Here is a 16720-nt window from a genome sequence, read left to right on the forward strand (position 1 = left end):
GAAATCTACAGTCAGATTCAATACTTGATCTGCCGTGCATTCGTCATTTGTTATTTTTAGACCTGTTTGCGATGTAGAATAGATGATTCCATTAGCAGGCCATGTATAAGTCTGTCCAGAACATATCGATTCTGCAGTTACGATATCGGCGGGTTTAGAACCTACGGTCAGATTCAATACTTGATCTGCCGTGCATCCGTCATTTGTTATTTTTAGACCTGTTTGTGATGTAGAATAAGTGATTCCGTTTGCTGGCCATGTGAAGGTCTGTCCAGAACATATCGATTCTGTAGTTACAATATCGGCAGGTTTAGAACCTACAGTCAGATTCAGAACTTGATCTGCCGTACATCCGTCATTAACTATTTTTAATGCATTTTGTGATGTAGAGTAAGTGATTCCATTAGCAGGCCATGTGAAGGTCTGTCCAGAACATATCGATTCTGTAGTTACAATATCGGCAGGCTTAGGAGTTACAGTTAGATTCAGAACTTGATCAGCCGTGCATCCGTCATTTGTTATTTTTAAACCTGTTTGCGATGTAGAATAAGTGATTCCATTAGCAGGCCATTTGAAGGTCTGTTCAGAGCATATCGATTCTGAAGTTACAATATCGGCGGGTTTAGAACCTACGGTCAGATTCAATACTTGATCAGCTGTGCAACCGTCATTTGTTATTTTTAGACCTGTTTGCGATGTAGAATAAGTGATTCCGTTAGCTGGCCATGTATAAGTCTGTCCAGAACATATCGATTCTGTAGTTACAATATTGGCAGGTTTTGGAATCATAACATATTCATATACAATATCAGCAGTACATCCGTCATTTATATCTTTATGCAGACTATAATGGAATTCTCCTTCACAATATGTTATTGTCTCAATAATATCTGCTGGTTTAGGAGTTATGGTCAAATTCAATATTTGATCCGCCGTACATCCGTCATTGTTTTTAGTATATGTTCCAGTTGCATTATAGTCTAGTCCAGTAACATTCCAATGGAAGGTTTCACCAGAACACCTTGTTTCGTTAGTTGTGATATCAGCTGGCTTATTTTTGATGGTCAATTTTAAAACCTGATTAGCCGTACACCCGTCATTCGTTTTGGTGTATGTTCCAGACGAGCTGTAATCCATTCCGGTCACATCCCAATGGAAAATTGTTCCTGAACAGATTGATTCTGTTGTCACAACATCAGCAGGTTTAGAACCTACAGTCAGATTCAGAACTTGATCTGCCGTGCATCCGTCATTAACTATTTTTAATGCATTTTGTGATGTAGAGTAAGTAGTTCCGTTAGCCGGCCATGTATAAGTCTGTCCAGAACATATAGACTCTGTAGTCACAACGTCAGCATCTTTAATAGGCAGACTATTAATTTTTGCATATGCTGAAATAATTGATCTGCAAGATCCTGATTTTGCTGCTATAGTATATGTTCCCGATGAAACAGTTATCTGATTTCCTATTATTGTCCCAGTTGGTGGACTCATTTCGTACGTATACGCAGGATTATAATTGGTAATCGTAAAACGTCCTATTTGATTTGTGCATGTAGGCTGCGTTATGGCGCTTAAAATTGGAGTGGCAGGTGTTTCGGGCTGCGCGTTTATTGAAATTGTTGCTTCGCTAGATACACAGGTTCCTGATTTTGCAACTAAAGTGTAATTTCCTTCTGGTGCAGTTACTTGATTTCCAATAATAGTAGTTCCAGCCGCAGGATTCATTTCATAAGTATACGCAATGTTATAATTAGTAATGGTAAGGCTTCCCATTACTTTTGAGCAAGTTGGTTGTATTATAGTGCTTATAGTTGGAACTGGTGGCAATGAAGATTGTGTGCTAATTTGAATAGGCAATGAAGTACTAGAGATGCAATTTTCTACTTTAGCTACAACAGTATAATTTCCTGCCGGAGCATTTATTGTTTCTCCGTTTTGTACCACTCCTGTGTTTGGCAGTATTTCATAAGTAAACAGAGGATCATAATTGATAATGGTAAAAGATCCTTTGGCATTAGTACAGGTTGGTTGAATTACATTGTTTAATATGGGTTGTTCTATTGAACTTTTTGAAATTATTGACACAACATTACTGATACTAGTGCATGTTCCAGAAGTAACTTTTCTTCTGAAATAAGTAGTAACGTTAAAAGGATTTGGAGCATAATTTCTGGTAATGCCATCCGTTGATTTAAAAGTTATATTGTCTGTACTGCTTTCCCAGAGATAGTTTACGGATGATGCATCTAAATTTGAACCCATAATCATAACTCCATTTCCAGAATCATTATTGCAAAAAAAAGGAAGTGACTGTAGCGTAATCGTGTTGTCTGCAATTGTCGTACAAGTAGGTGTATAGGTTATTGTTGAAGTATTGGATGTTTTTCCGTAGGAATCGTTAAAATTATAATAAATGGTTACAGGAGTAATTACCTTATTGTCGACGGGTGTGAATGTAACTTTTCCTGTTACGGAGTCATATGTAAATGTTCCTTTTTCAGCAATAGTTGTAGTAGTTTGAATTCCTGGAATAGAAGGATCTAAATCTATAGTTTGCTTATTTACAGTGCCAAACTTATTTACGGCGCCATTATCGTTCGCAGTTATATCGCTGGAAATTGCGATTTGACCAGCAGGTCCTGAAAAAGCATCAGGATTTGCAATTGGATTAAGTAGTGTCGTTAAATCGGTAGTAATTTGTAAATTACGGATCTCATGGTAACTTGTTAACGCTCCAGTTGAAGACGTAATTGCCATTTTCAATGAAGGAGGAGGAGGTGTTGTATAAGCATAGTTATTAATTACTAAAGTCTTAATTTTGTTGTGCGTTATGTATACGTTAATAAAAAAGCCTCCAGTAGGACGTGGTGTTAAAACTATTTCGGCCTTTCTAAACCCGTTCAAGTCGCTAGAAACAGTTACATCTCTTATGTTACCTTTAACAAAAAAACCGCCTGGAAGTGAGGTAGTTTGGATTGAGGTTAAATAAGGATAACCGGTAAGCCCTGTTCCAGCACCTCTTAAAGTAATTCTATCGTATTCTAAACTCACACCACCAGTTTTACCGTCAGAAGTAGTAGAAAAATTACCAGATTCATCTAATCCAATTCCTAAATATCCTTTCGAAAATCCGTTTTGTTTAGGATTAGAGCTTGTATTTTGCGCATAACCTAATCCAGAACCGTAGGCACCTGGGGTTATGGGACTCGCTGTAGCATCAAACAAAACGAAAGCGATTCCATCAGCAGCACGTGTTCCAGGATAATTTCCTCCAAAACTGTAATATTCAAATGAAATGGTCATTCCATTGCCAGATGGAAAAGCAAGTTGATCCCACCAGACAAAGCCTTTTTGGTCTTCTTTATAATTGGTTAACCTTAGGTATCCTTCACCTTCAGCATCATTATAATTGTCTTTTAAACCTGCTCCTGCAGTTAAAAAGGCGGTTGGGGAACCGCCAAATTGTGTGCTAGGAGCAGTTGAGTTTTTAAAGCTTTCAAAAAAAGGAAATTGTGCCTTTGCCTGAAAAGACAATAAAAACGTCCATAAAAAAAATACAAGTTTATAGCCTGTCAGATTGTTTATAGTAATTTTATGCATAATGAAAATTATTATAGAGATTAGGAATATTATTAATTGCAAAACATGAGATCAACTTATGCGTTGACATATAGATGTTTTATTTCAAGTAATTCGAAAAGGGTAAGCGGAGAAATTTGTTAGTGGAGAGGTAATTTTTTTCTTGGTTAAGAAAAAGATAAAGTCACAAATATCAAACTTTTTTGTAGTTATTAACCTACATATAAAGTCATAAAAGTATTAGAATAAGCCAAGTTTTTTTTAAACCAGTAAATGGTTTATTGCATTGGTTATATTATCCAATTGTCTGTGTGTAATAATCGATTAAATAGAAAATAAAAAAATACTATCTTTACCGATCAAACGTTTATGAACTTAAGCTGCATTTTGGCAGCACTACATATATAATTATGGCATGTACAAGTTGTTCAACCTCAGACGGTGGCGCACCAAAAGGTTGTAAAAATAATGGGACTTGCGGCACCGATAGCTGCAATAAATTGACGGTTTTTGACTGGCTTTCTAACATGAGTCCGTCTAATGGAGAGGCGATTTTTGATTGTGTTGAGGTTCGTTTTAAAAACGGACGCAAGGAATTTTTTAGAAATTCAGAGAAATTAACTTTAAGTATTGGTGATATTGTAGCAACTGTTGCTTCGCCAGGACATGATATTGGAATTGTGACTCTTACAGGAGAATTAGTAAAGATTCAAATGAAGAAAAAGGGAGTGAATTACGAAAGTAACGATGTTCCAAAAATTTACAGAAAAGCATCTCAAAAAGATATCGATATTTGGTCTGTTGCCCGTGATCGTGAAGAACCAATGAAGGTTCGTGCGCGTGAATTGGCGATTCAGCACAAATTGGAAATGAAAATTTCGGATATCGAATTTCAAGGAGATGGATCTAAAGCGACTTTTTACTACACAGCAAATGATCGTGTCGATTTTAGAATGCTGATTAAAGATTTTGCGAAAGAGTTCAGCACCAGAGTAGAAATGAAACAAGTTGGTTTCCGTCAGGAAGCGGCTCGTTTGGGTGGAGTTGGTTCTTGCGGACGTGAGCTTTGCTGTTCGACTTGGCTTACAGATTTCAGAAGTGTAAATACCTCTGCAGCTCGTTATCAGCAGTTATCATTGAATCCGCAGAAATTAGCGGGACAATGCGGTAAATTAAAATGCTGTCTAAACTATGAGTTAGACACTTACATGGACGCACTAAAAGATTTTCCTGATTACGATACAAAATTGATTACGGAAAAAGGCGATGCTGTCTGTCAAAAACAAGATATTTTTAAAGGATTAATGTGGTTTGCGTATACAAATAATTTTGCAAATTGGCACGTTTTAAAAATCGATCAGGTAAAGGAAATCATTGCTGAAAATAAGCAAAAGAATAAAGTTTCTTCTTTAGAAGATTTTGCTGTTGAGGTAGTTGCAGAGCCAGAAAAAGATTTCAATAACGCAATGGGACAAGAGAGCTTGACTCGTTTTGACCAGCCAAAAAGAAAGAAAAAACCAAATCGCAAACGTAAACAAAATGCAGAAGCGGCAGGTGTTGCGACTCCAGTAAAACCACAACAAGAGAAAAATGTAAACAGCGCTAAACCAGCAGGGAATAATAATCCAAACAACGCTGGAAATGCGAATAATGGTAATTCTGGAACTAAACCAAACAATCCAAACAAGCCAAATCATAAGAAAAAGCATAATTCGAATAAAAATAATCCGAATAAGCAAAATTCAAATGAAAATAAACCTGCTGAACCTAGAAAACCAATAACGAATACTAAAAATGAGAATAAAAAATAGCGGAATTCTTCTCTTGGCAGCAATACTTCTTTTTTCTTGTGATAAAAAAAGAGTATTTGATGAGTATAAATCTGTTGGAAGTGCGTGGCATAAAGACAGTATTATAAGCTTTGATCTGCCGGTTTTAGATTCTACAAAAAAATACAATGCCTTTGTAAACATACGAGATAACAACAATTATCCGTTTAATAATTTGTTTTTGATTGTGGCTTTAGAAACTCCAAGCGGTTTCACAAAAGTAGATACGTTAGAATATCAAATGGCAGCACCCGACGGGACTTTATTAGGAAACGGATTTTCTGATATAAAAGAAAGTAAGCTCTTTTATAAAGAAGATGTAAAATTTACAGGAAAATACAAAGTTCACATCAAACAAGCTGTTAGACAGTCAGGTAAAATTCCTGGGGTTGAAGCTTTGCAAGGAATTACAGACGTTGGTTTTAGAATAGAACAAAAAGATTAGAAAAATAGTTATGGCTGCTAAAAAAAACAATCCATCAAATAAAACTAAGGATATTAATTATTACAAGAAGAAATTCTGGAGAGTATTTGCTTACTCTTTATTAGGAGTTTTAGCTTTCTTCTTATTTGCTTCATGGGGTTTATTCGGATCTATGCCTTCATTTGAAGATTTAGAAAATCCAGATTCTAACCTTGCTACAGAAATTATTTCTTCTGACGGAGTAGTATTGGGTAAATATTTCAAAACCAATAGATCTCAGCTTAAATATTCAGATTTGCCAAAAAATTTGGTAGAAGCACTTGTTGCTACTGAAGATGCGCGTTTCTACGAGCATTCAGGAATTGACGGACGAGGAACTTTAAGAGCCGTTTTTAGTTTAGGAACAAATGGTGGTGCAAGTACATTAACACAACAGCTTGCAAAACAATTGTTTCACGGTGAAGGATCTAAGTTTTTACCATTTAGAATTGTTCAAAAAATTAAAGAATGGATTATCGCCATTCGTTTAGAAAGGCAATATACTAAGAATGAAATCTTAGCGATGTACTGCAACGTTTATGACTTCGGAAATTATTCTGTTGGAGTAAGTTCTGCGGCTCAGACTTATTTTTCTAAAGATCCAAAAGACTTGACAATTGATGAATCGGCTATTTTGGTTGGAATGTTCAAAAACTCAGGTTTATACAATCCAGTTAGAAATCCAGAAGGAGTAAAGAATCGTCGTAATGTGGTTTTATCTCAAATGGCAAAAGCAAAAATGATTTCAGAAGCGGAGAAAGAAAGACTTCAAGCTTTGCCAATTACTTTGAAATTTAAGCTAGAAAGCCACCGTGAAGGTATTGCAACATATTTTAGAGAGTATCTTCGTGATTACATGAAGAAATGGGTTGCAGAAAATAAAAAACCTGATGGCTCTGACTACGATATTTACAAGGACGGTCTTAAAATCTATACTACGATAGATTCTAGAATGCAAACTTATGCTGAAGAGGCTGTTGCAGCACACATGCAAAATCTTCAACAACAGTTTTATATTGATCAAAAAAACAATAAAAATGCTCCTTTTGTAAACATTACACAAGCTGAGACAGATAGAATCATGATGCAGGCGATGAAGAATTCTGTTCGCTGGGCTCAGATGAAAGAAATGGATAAAAGTGAAGATGATATTATTGCTTCATTTAAAGTAAAAACAAAAATGCGTGTCTTTACTTGGAAAGGAGAAAGAGATACTGTAATGACTCCGCTGGATTCTATTCGTTACTACAAGCACTTTTTACAATCTGGTTTAATGTCGATGGAGCCTCAAACAGGAGCAATTAAAGCTTGGGTTGGAGGAATCAACTATAAATATTTCCAATACGATCACGTAGGACAGGGAGCAAGACAAGTAGGTTCTACTTTCAAACCTTTCGTTTATGCAACAGCAATCGAAGAATTGAATATGTCTCCTTGTGATTCTATTTTGGACGGACCGTTTATGATTCATAAAGGGCGTCACCACGTAACAGAAGATTGGGAGCCAAGAAACTCAAACCATACTTACCGTGGTATGGTAACTTTAAAACAAGCTTTGGCTGGTTCTATTAATACAGTTTCGGCTAAATTAATTGACAGAACAAGCCCTGAAGCAGTTGTAGAATTGACGAAGAAATTAGGAGTTAAAACAGAAATTCCGGTACAGCCATCTATCGCACTAGGAGCTGTAGATATTACGGTTGAAGACATGGTTGCGGCGTATAGCACATTTGCAAACCAAGGAGTTTATGTAAAACCACAGTTTTTAAGCAGAATTGAGAATAAAAGCGGTGAGGTTATTTATGAGCCGATTCCAGAGTCTCATGACGTTTTAAATAAAGATATTGCTTTTGCAGTAATCAAATTGCTTCAAGGGGTTACAGAAAGTGGTTCTGGTGTGCGTTTACGTACGCAAGGCGGTGGAAGTGGAGATAACCGTTGGACAGGATATCCATACATGTTTACAAATCCAATTGCAGGTAAAACTGGAACAACGCAAAACCAGTCTGATGGTTGGTTTATGGGAATGGTTCCGAATTTAGTGACTGGAGTTTGGGTTGGATGTGAGGATCGTTCAGCACGTTTCAAAAGTTTGACTTACGGACAAGGAGCTACGGCAGCTTTACCAGTTTGGGGTTATTATATGAAAAAGTGCTACGCCGATAAAGATCTTCAGATTTCAAAATCTGAATTTGAACGCCCAGCGAACCTTTCTATTAAAGTAGATTGCTATCAAAGACCAGCTGTCGTGAAAGACACTACGCAAACTGAACAAAATACTGACGAGTTTGAATTGTAACATTGTTGCAATAATGCTTATCTAATTATATGTCAATCCCTTTACTAGTCTTTTGAAAGATTTGTAAAGGGATTTTTCTTTTGGTTTTATTTTTACGAAATCGTTATAATTTAATCTAAAAATCTTATTTTTATCAAAAATATTCAGCAATAAAGATAGTTTGTTATGATAACAAAAAAAGTAAATAGTGTTCAGGAAGCTATTGAAGGAATTGAAAACGGTATGACCATCATGTTTGGCGGTTTCGGATTATGCGGCATTCCTGAAAATACAATTGCAGCGTTGGTAAACACATCAATTTCAGATTTAACCTGTATTTCTAATAATGCAGGTGTAGATGATTTTGGTTTAGGATTATTGTTGCAGAAAAAACAGATCAAAAAAATGATTTCTTCGTATGTGGGAGAAAATGCAGAATTCGAACGTCAGATGCTTTCAGGAGAATTGGAAGTTGAATTGACACCACAAGGAACTCTTGCAGAACGCTGTCGTGCGGCTCAAGCAGGAATTCCAGCATTCTTTACACCAGCAGGTTATGGAACTGAAGTGGCGGAAGGAAAAGAAGCAAGAGAGTTCAACGGAAAAATGCACATCATGGAAGAAGCTTTCAAAGCCGACTTTGCCATTGTGAAAGCTTGGAAAGGTGATGAAGCGGGAAATCTGATTTTCAAGGGAACAGCCAGAAACTTCAATGCTTGTATGGCGGGTGCAGGAAAAATAACAATTGCAGAAGTTGAAGAACTGGTTCCAGTTGGGACTTTAGATCCAAATCAGATTCATATTCCGGGAATTATGGTGCAACGTATTTTTCAAGGAGAAAAATTTGAGAAACGAATTGAACAACGTACTGTAAGAGCTAGAAATTAGAAAATGAGAAAATGTGGCAATTAGATAATTAATTCAGGATTGTGTATGGAATTATCTTATTATCAAATTGACTAATTGGCAAATTAAAAAATATGACTAAATTTAGTATAGCTCTTTTTTCGTTTTTATCGTTTCAGGTTTTTTCTCAAGGCACGAATGAACTTCGAGATCAATTGCAACAAATTATTTCGAGTAAAAGTGCAACTTTAGGTGTTTCTATTAAAAGTATTGAAGATAAGGATACTTTAAGCATTAACGGACATTTAAAAATGCCGATGATGAGTGTATTTAAATTTCATATTGCTTTGGCGGTTCTGCATAAAGTTGATGAAGGAAAACTTAATCTTGCTCAGGAAATCTTTGTGAAAAAGAAAGATTTGAAGGAAGATACATGGAGTCCGATGAAAGTAGATTATCCAGAGGGAAATGTAAATTTGACTTTAGATAAAATACTTCGCTACACGGTTTCGCATAGTGACAATAACGGATGTGACATTTTGATCGATTTAGTCGGAGGTACAAAGTACATTCAAAAGTTTATAAGTGATCAGGGTATCAAGGATTTCGTTATTAAAATGAACGAAGACCAAATGAAGACGTGGAAAAATCTTTATGTCAATACCACAACCCCAATGGCAACAACAGAATTGCTGGAGAAGTTTTTTAAAGGTGAGGTTTTAAAAGAAGAAACAACAAAGTATTTATATCAAATAATGGTTGAAACTTCAAGAGGTCTTACTTGGATGAAAGCTGGACTTCCTGAAAACACTGAACTAGCACACAGAACTGGAATTTCGGGAACAAATGATAATAATCTGAGAGTTGCAATGAATGATGTTGGAATTGTAAAACTTCCAAATGGAAAACATTTTATTCTTTCTGTTTATTTGAAAGATATTACAGAGAAAAAAGAGGACACAGAAAAAATAATAGCGGACGTAACAAAAGCAGTTTGGGATTATTTTATTAGATAATTAGACAATATGTCAATTAGATAATTAATTTAGATTGTGTTAAGCATTTTCTAATTATCAAATTGACTAATTGGCACATTAAAAAGACACATTAAAAAATTATGGCACTTAGTAAAGAAGATATAGCAAAGCGAATTGCAAAAGAGGTAAAAGACCGTTATTTCGTGAATCTTGGAATTGGAATTCCAACTTTGGTAGCGAATTATGTTAGGGAAGATATAGCAGTAGAGTTCCAAAGTGAAAATGGAGTTCTTGGAATGGGGCCTTTTCCTTTTGAAGGAGAAGAAGATGCCGATGTTATTAATGCAGGAAAACAAACTATTACGACGCTTCCAGGAGCAAGTTTCTTTGATTCGGCTTTTAGTTTCGGAATGATTCGCAGCCAAAAAGTAGATTTGACAATTCTAGGAGCAATGGAAGTTTCTGAAAACGGAGACATTGCCAACTGGAAAATTCCTGGCAAAATGGTAAAAGGAATGGGAGGCGCAATGGATTTGGTAGCTTCTGCTGAAAATATCATCGTTGCCATGATGCACGTAAACAAAGCAGGAGAGCCAAAAATCTTAAAAAGATGCACTTTGCCATTAACAGGCGTAGGATGCGTTAAAAAGGTTGTAACCGAGCTTGCAGTTCTCGAAGTAACAGAAAAAGGTTTTAAGCTCTTAGAACGAGCGCCAGGTATCTCAGTTGAGCACATCGTTGCTTCAACTGAAGCTGATTTGATCATTGAAGGAGAAATTCCTGAGATGTCAATTTAGAGGGAATTGCCGCAAAGGTACAAAGACTCAAAGTTTATTAAATAAAAAAACCGTCCAAAAGGGCGGTTTTTATTTTTACTTAAAAAATCTTTGAGTCTTTGTGCCTTTGCGGCAAAAAAAATATTATAAATTAAATGAAGCTCCTAAACTAAAAGTCGCTTGATTATTTAAATGATAGAAAGGATCATTATTTGAACCGTATTTTGCGATTGGGAATCCGATTTCTGTGAAAACACCAAATCCGTCAGTAAAGAAGTAACGACCTCCAACATGACCTCCAAAATTATGTAAACCTAAGCTTAATCCAGGGTAAACGTCTAATTCTTTTACACCAATCACACTAGATAAGTTAGCATTGATTCTTGCTTTTGCATCAAAACGATCTGAGAAATCTGGCTCAGCATCATAGTAAGCATCAGAACTACCGTGGTAGAAACCATTAAAATTATCAAATCCTAGGATGTAGTTAGCCACAAAACCAAAAGAGAAATTTTCTCCTAAACCAAAATCAACAGAACCTTGAATTCCAGAACCACCATCTTGTAAATTAGCTCCTACGTTTACTTTAATATCTCCCTTTCCTTTGAAAGCTTCTTGAGCATTAACAAATCCGAATGTCACTAAAAACAAAAGTGTAATAACCTTTTTCATAAAAATTTAATATTAATTATTGTGGCAGCAAATGTAATTTTTAAATAAATTAATTCCTACCTTTTTCGTTAAAATAGAGTTCGTTTAATGGCTCGCTTTGCCAGTATTCCTTGGTATCGATGTCTAGAATAGTAAGCGGACCTCTAAATGCAGCGCCTGTATCTACATTCCATACACAAGCTCTATTTACAGGAACCGTTTCGCCGATTCGGGTAACTGGAGTATGGCCAATATAAACTTCCTTATAAACGGTAAATCTTTTAGGATAGTGTAAGTCGTCTTCCTTTAATTTTGGGTCTAATGAAAGAGCTGTTTCCCAAAGCGTTCTGTCCCAGTAAAATAGCTTTGAAAAATATTCCCATTTTATGCCATTTAAATTAGTGAATCCAGCGTGTACAAACAAACGATTCTGCTCATCAAGATAATAATCCTGAAGACTTTCTAGGAATTCGATATGAACTTTCTTTTTCTCTTCCGAAATCTTGGCATAACCTTCAACAGTCGCTTTTCCGCCATGTTTAAACCATGTTTCTTCGTCTAGATCATCGTGTCTGTTTTCTAGCCACTCTAAAGCAAGCTGGTCGTGATTTCCTCTTATGCAGATGCAGTTTTGTTTGCTTTTTAAATCAATCAAATAGTCAATTACTTCAACAGACTGACTCCAGCCGTCAACATAATCGCCCAAAAAAATTAGAGTATCTTCTGTAGTAACTTTGGCTCTCTCGAGTACTTGTTCAAGTGCAAGTAATCCGCCATGAATGTCACCTATAACAAATGTTCGCATTATTTAATTTTTCGAGTAGAAGAACAAAAATAGAAAGAATAATTGGTTTGAACTCATCGAATTCAGATTCTTTAAAAATTGATATGATTTATAACTGTTTACAGTACTTTTTTATTGTTTTTCCTCAGTAAATTTGCAAAATGTCTGACACACCAACATATCGCAAAATCATTCACATCGATATGGATGCTTTTTATGCATCGGTAGAGCAGATGGACAATCCAGAATTAAGAGGAAAACCTGTTGCTGTTGGTGGTTCTGAGAATCGAGGCGTGGTTTCGGCAGCAAGTTACGAAGCTAGAAAGTTTGGCGTGCGAAGCGCTCTTAGTGGGGTTTTGGCCAAAAAGTACTGTCCTGAAATTATATTTGTTAGACCAAGATTTGATCGATACAAAGAGATTTCATCCAAAATCCATAAGATCTTTCATGATTACACTGATTTAGTCGAGCCACTTTCGCTTGACGAAGCTTATTTGGATGTTACCAAAAACAAAAAAGGAAATCCAAGCGCTAGTCTTTTGGCTCAGGAAATTAGACAAAGGATTTTTAATGAAGTGGGGCTTACTGCTTCTGCCGGCATTTCAATCAATAAATTTGTTGCCAAAATTGCCAGCGATTATAATAAGCCAAACGGACAAAAAACAGTAAATCCAGATGAAGTAGAAGCTTTTCTGGAAGATCTGCCTATTCGTAAGTTTTATGGAGTTGGGAAAGTCACGACAGAAAAAATGTATCAGCTCGGAATTTTTACTGGAACCGATTTGAAAAGCAAATCTCTAGAGTTTTTAGAGAAGCACTTCGGAAAATCTGGAACCTTTTATTATCATGTTGTTCGCGGGATTCATAATAGCGAAGTGAAATCTTCTCGAATCACTAAATCAGTAGCGGCAGAACATACTTTTGATGTGAATTTGTCTTCTGAGATTTTTATGATGCAACAGTTGGAGCGTATTGCAACTTCGTTAGAAAAACGCCTGCAAAGACATAATATTTCGGGAAAAACCATTACGCTCAAAATCAAATACAGCGATTTTTCGCAACAGACAAGAAGCAAAACTCTGCCTTATTTTATTTCTGATAAGAGTTTGATCATGGAAAACGTTGAGGAATTATTATATCAGGAAAAGATGAAAGATTCTGTGCGATTGCTCGGAATTTCGTTGAGCAATTTGAATAACGAGGTGAAAAAAGCAGTTGTAGTGCAGTTAAAGTTTACTTTTTAATAACAATTTTGAAAAGTTCAAAAAAAGGTTTTAGATATGAATAACAAGATTTTTCTGCTATCTTTGAGTAAAAAGATTTTATCTGTCTTCTGAATTGATTTTGTATGAAAAATAGAAATTCCGATGATCCGCTACAGCGAAATTCAGTTCCAATTCTTTCTTGGGATTTTCACTACGAATATCTGAACGAGCTAAAAGCATTAAATACTGATTTAAAAAGGGTAAGCCAAATCTCTAATGAATTTATCTGGGACGAAAATGAGCTTAACATTCAGGAAAGAATCAAAAATGAAGTGGTTTTAATAACCGACTTAGATTTGAAAATAGTTTTCGCGTCAAGCGGAATAAAAAAAATGACGGGCTATAAGGAAGAAGAAATCTTAGGAAAAACGCCAAAGATGTTTCAAGGCCCAGCAACTTCGCAAAAAGATTTAAAGGAAATTAGAGAAGCGGTAAAAAAGCAAATTCCTTTTGCCAAAACCCTCGAAAATTATAGAAAAAACGGCCAAACGTATAAGTGCAAAATTGATGCTTTGCCAGTTTATAACTTGAAAGGCGAAATATCACATTTTATAGCCTTTGAAAAACAGGATTTAAGCTCGTAGTTATTTTGCAACAAAGGCACTAAGACGCGAAGATTTTTTTTAAAGAAGGGAAAAAGAAAGCCACCTATTGGTGGCTTTTATTATAAAAAACTTTGTGTCTTAGTGCCTTTGTGGCAAAACACTTTTATAAGTTAGCAAAGAAGTCATTTCCTTTATCATCAGTGATAATAAAAGCAGGGAAATCTTTAACCGTGATTTTACGTACAGCTTCCATTCCTAATTCTTCAAAGTCAACCACTTCCACTTTTAAGATATTATCTTGAGCTAGAATCGCAGCAGGCCCTCCAATAGAACCTAAATAGAATCCGCCGTATTTGTTGCAGGCATCAGTAACTTGTTTAGTACGGTTTCCTTTTGCCAGCATAATCATACTTCCGCCATTTTTCTGGAATTCATCTACATAAACGTCCATACGTCCAGCAGTTGTTGGTCCGAAACTTCCAGAAGCCATTCCGTCTGGAGTTTTTGCTGGACCAGCGTAATACACTGGGTGATTTTTGAAATAGTCAGGCATTGGTTTTCCAGCGTCTAACAATTCTTTGATTTTTGCGTGCGCAATATCTCGAGCTACAATTACAGTTCCGTTAAGTTTTAAACGAGTTTTAACTGGATATTGAGACAATTTTGCTAGAATATCTGCCATTGGCTGATCTAAATCAATTTCTACTGGAGCCTCCAAATGTGGAGCCGTTTCTGGTAAAAACTGTTTTGGGTTTACTTCTAATTGCTCAACGAAGATTCCATCTTTCGTAATTTTTCCTTTAATGTTTCTGTCTGCAGAACAAGAAACCCCTAATCCAACCGGACAAGAAGCCGCGTGACGAGGCAAACGGATTACACGAACGTCATGTGTGAAATATTTTCCTCCAAATTGTGCTCCAATGGCACTTTCTTGGCAGATTTTCTGAACTCTTTCTTCCCATTCGTGATCACGGAAAGCTTGACCAGCCATGTTTCCTGAAGTAGGCAAGTGATCATAATATCCAGCAGAAGCTTTTTTAACAGCGCTTAAGTTGGCTTCAGCAGAAGTTCCACCAATTACTAATGCTAAGTGGTATGGAGGACAAGCAGAAGTTCCTAAATCTTTGATTTTTGTGCGAATGAATTCGTCAAGCGATTTTTCATTCAACAAAGATTTAGTTTGCTGATATAAATATGTTTTGTTTGCAGATCCTCCTCCTTTTGCCATAAACAAAAAGTCGTAAGAAGTTCCTTTTTTAGCATAAATATCAATTTGCGCCGGAAGATTTGATCCTGAGTTTTTCTCTTCAAACATCGAAATCGGAACAATCTGCGAATAACGTAAGTTTCTTTTTTGATAAGTATTAAAAATACCGCGGCTTAACCATTCTGCATCATCAACACCCGTAAAAATGCTTTCGCCTTTTTTAGCCATTACGATAGCAGTTCCCGTATCTTGACAGCTTGGTAATTGGCCTTCGGCAGCTACAGAAGCATTTTGAAGCAAATTGTAAGCTACAAAACGATCGTTGTCTGTTGCTTCTGGATCGTCAAGAATTTTTCTTAGTTTTTGCAAGTGAGTCGTTCTCAACATAAACGAAACATCTGTCAAAGCTTCTTCAGCTAATAATTCTAAACCTTTTGGGTCAACGGTTAAAACTTCACGTTCTCCAAATTGTTCTACTTTCACAAAATCAGAAGTGATTTTGCGGTACTGCGTATCATCCTTTAAGATCGGATAAGGATCTTGGTATATAAAATCGATCATTGTTTTGTTTTTTTACAAATTTAGAAATTATTTACCTAAGAAAGAATTTGAATTAGAACTCTTCTGCAGATGTTTTTATTCTGAAGCATTAAATTGATCAAACGTCATCTTTTTTTCAAAGTACGGTTTGTCTCTGGCTGACAATAACATCTTTTTCCATTTTTTGTCTTTAAGTTCAAAAGATATTGAGTCTGAGTGAGAAAGGATTCCCATGTCAAGGTTCTCGTCTTCGTCTGCAGGTACAAATGCAACAGTTTTGCAATAAAAGGATTTTGGGTCAGAATCGGTAGAAGGGTTTATTATTTCAACCCAGCTTCCCCAGCCGCTGTCAGACATAGAGCTCCATTGGTGAACCAATTGTAATCCGTTATTTTTTAGATAAAACAAGTAGTTGTCATGCGAATAACCGCAAGCAGGATATCCAAATGTGATCTGTATAAACGGAGAATTTTTAGAAGTTTCAGATGTTAAACCATAAGAGGCTGTCCACTCAGAACCTTTTTGAACACTTTTTATCGCAACTTTAGAAGATGCGGTTTTGGTTTTATTCTGATAAAAGTCTAAGCGGTATTTTGCAGTAACAATACTGTCTTTATCAGCTTGCTGATCTACCAAATGTGCTAGGATAAAATCTGTAGAAGATTCTGTTTCGCCAGTAAAAATGGCCACAGTGTCTGTTTTAATAATTTTGTCATCAGCTGAAACTTCTAGGGTCTCTTGAGGTTCAATGATTTCTGCTGTTGTTGGTGGTGCAGCATCTGTAGGTTTTGTTTTTTGGCATCCGATAAAAATAAGTAGAGAGAAAAAAAGAATGTGGCTTTTCATTTTTTGGGGATATTTTAATTGTTTTTTTATTTCTAGAGAAACCTCTAAAATATAAAATTATCGGAATTTTTTGAAGAAAAAATCAAAAAGAAGCACATGAATAATTTGTATAATTACATTCATGGCTTCTT

Annotated in this window: 12 protein-coding genes and 1 pseudogene; 8 read left to right on the top strand and 5 right to left on the bottom strand. The window is 35.9% G+C overall.

Annotation, left to right across the window (positions count from 1 at the left end):
• Positions 1-3603: pseudogene (locus RB618_RS05920) on the bottom strand (hypothetical protein); the annotation flags it as partial.
• Between the two features lie 389 nt (positions 3604-3992).
• Between RB618_RS05920 and RB618_RS05925 the strand changes: the two are divergent.
• From RB618_RS05925 to RB618_RS05950, 6 genes are all read left to right on the top strand, one after another.
• Positions 3993-5393: a regulatory iron-sulfur-containing complex subunit RicT gene (locus RB618_RS05925; protein ID WP_308067913.1), complete on the top strand. Its 1401-nt coding sequence runs from the start codon at positions 3993-3995 to the stop codon at positions 5391-5393.
• Positions 5377-5856 (top strand): gliding motility lipoprotein GldH, encoded by a 480-nt coding sequence (locus RB618_RS05930; RefSeq protein ID WP_111377678.1) that lies wholly within the window; start codon positions 5377-5379, stop codon positions 5854-5856. Before RB618_RS05925 ends, RB618_RS05930 begins: the two co-directional genes overlap by 17 nt.
• A gap of 10 nt (positions 5857-5866) precedes the next feature.
• Positions 5867-8173 (top strand): transglycosylase domain-containing protein, encoded by a 2307-nt coding sequence (locus tag RB618_RS05935; protein ID WP_308067914.1) that lies wholly within the window; start codon positions 5867-5869, stop codon positions 8171-8173.
• A 165-nt stretch (positions 8174-8338) separates the two neighbouring features.
• Positions 8339-9040 carry a CoA transferase subunit A gene (locus RB618_RS05940; RefSeq protein WP_308067915.1) on the top strand — a complete coding sequence of 234 codons (702 nt, stop codon included), beginning with the start codon at positions 8339-8341 and terminating at the stop codon, positions 9038-9040.
• A 92-nt stretch (positions 9041-9132) separates the two neighbouring features.
• A complete protein-coding gene (gene bla / locus RB618_RS05945) occupies positions 9133-10014 on the top strand; it encodes a class A beta-lactamase, subclass A2 (protein ID WP_308067916.1) in 882 nt (293 codons plus the stop codon).
• 101 nt (positions 10015-10115) lie between these two features.
• The gene (locus tag RB618_RS05950) at positions 10116-10772 is read left to right on the top strand and encodes a 3-oxoacid CoA-transferase subunit B (protein WP_308067917.1); all 657 of its coding nucleotides are present in this window, start codon (positions 10116-10118) and stop codon (positions 10770-10772) included.
• Between the two features lie 123 nt (positions 10773-10895).
• Here the strand turns inward: RB618_RS05950 and RB618_RS05955 are convergent, their stop codons facing one another.
• Positions 10896-11423 (bottom strand): DUF6646 family protein, encoded by a 528-nt coding sequence (locus tag RB618_RS05955; protein WP_308067918.1) that lies wholly within the window; start codon positions 11421-11423, stop codon positions 10896-10898.
• Between the two features lie 49 nt (positions 11424-11472).
• The gene (locus RB618_RS05960; protein WP_308067919.1) at positions 11473-12207 is read right to left on the bottom strand and encodes a metallophosphoesterase family protein; all 735 of its coding nucleotides are present in this window, start codon (positions 12205-12207) and stop codon (positions 11473-11475) included.
• Positions 12208-12347: 140 nt separating this feature from the next.
• Between RB618_RS05960 and dinB the strand changes: the two genes are divergently transcribed.
• Positions 12348-13430: a DNA polymerase IV gene (gene dinB / locus RB618_RS05965; RefSeq protein WP_308067920.1), complete on the top strand. Its 1083-nt coding sequence runs from the start codon at positions 12348-12350 to the stop codon at positions 13428-13430.
• A 104-nt stretch (positions 13431-13534) separates the two neighbouring features.
• The gene (locus tag RB618_RS05970) at positions 13535-14035 is read left to right on the top strand and encodes a PAS domain-containing protein (protein WP_308067921.1); all 501 of its coding nucleotides are present in this window, start codon (positions 13535-13537) and stop codon (positions 14033-14035) included.
• Between the two features lie 124 nt (positions 14036-14159).
• On the opposite strand, the gene RB618_RS05975 is transcribed toward RB618_RS05970, so the two are convergent.
• The gene (locus tag RB618_RS05975; protein ID WP_308067922.1) at positions 14160-15764 is read right to left on the bottom strand and encodes a fumarate hydratase; all 1605 of its coding nucleotides are present in this window, start codon (positions 15762-15764) and stop codon (positions 14160-14162) included.
• Positions 15765-15839: 75 nt separating this feature from the next.
• Entirely contained in the window at positions 15840-16589 is a 750-nt protein-coding gene (locus RB618_RS05980) for a hypothetical protein (protein ID WP_308067923.1), read from the bottom strand.
• Positions 16590-16720 lie beyond the last annotated feature (131 nt).

This window comes from Flavobacterium sp. LHD-85 (assembly GCF_030929595.1).
In the GTDB taxonomy this organism is placed as follows: Bacteria; Bacteroidota; Bacteroidia; order Flavobacteriales; family Flavobacteriaceae; genus Flavobacterium.

Bases quoted from the DNA above. Each gene is read 5' to 3' on its own strand.
- RB618_RS05950 (WP_308067917.1), top strand. From the start codon at position 10,116: ATGGCACTTAGTAAAGAAGATATAGCAAAGCGAATTGCAAAAGAGGTA.
- bla (WP_308067916.1), top strand. From the start codon at position 9,133: ATGACTAAATTTAGTATAGCTCTTTTTTCGTTTTTATCGTTTCAGGTT.
- RB618_RS05940 (WP_308067915.1), top strand. From the start codon at position 8,339: ATGATAACAAAAAAAGTAAATAGTGTTCAGGAAGCTATTGAAGGAATT.
- RB618_RS05925 (WP_308067913.1), top strand. From the start codon at position 3,993: ATGGCATGTACAAGTTGTTCAACCTCAGACGGTGGCGCACCAAAAGGT.
- RB618_RS05955 (WP_308067918.1), bottom strand. From the start codon at position 11,423: ATGAAAAAGGTTATTACACTTTTGTTTTTAGTGACATTCGGATTTGTT.
- RB618_RS05980 (WP_308067923.1), bottom strand. From the start codon at position 16,589: ATGAAAAGCCACATTCTTTTTTTCTCTCTACTTATTTTTATCGGATGC.
- RB618_RS05975 (WP_308067922.1), bottom strand. From the start codon at position 15,764: ATGATCGATTTTATATACCAAGATCCTTATCCGATCTTAAAGGATGAT.
- dinB (WP_308067920.1), top strand. From the start codon at position 12,348: ATGTCTGACACACCAACATATCGCAAAATCATTCACATCGATATGGAT.
- RB618_RS05970 (WP_308067921.1), top strand. From the start codon at position 13,535: ATGAAAAATAGAAATTCCGATGATCCGCTACAGCGAAATTCAGTTCCA.
- RB618_RS05960 (WP_308067919.1), bottom strand. From the start codon at position 12,207: ATGCGAACATTTGTTATAGGTGACATTCATGGCGGATTACTTGCACTT.
- RB618_RS05930 (WP_111377678.1), top strand. From the start codon at position 5,377: ATGAGAATAAAAAATAGCGGAATTCTTCTCTTGGCAGCAATACTTCTT.
- RB618_RS05935 (WP_308067914.1), top strand. From the start codon at position 5,867: ATGGCTGCTAAAAAAAACAATCCATCAAATAAAACTAAGGATATTAAT.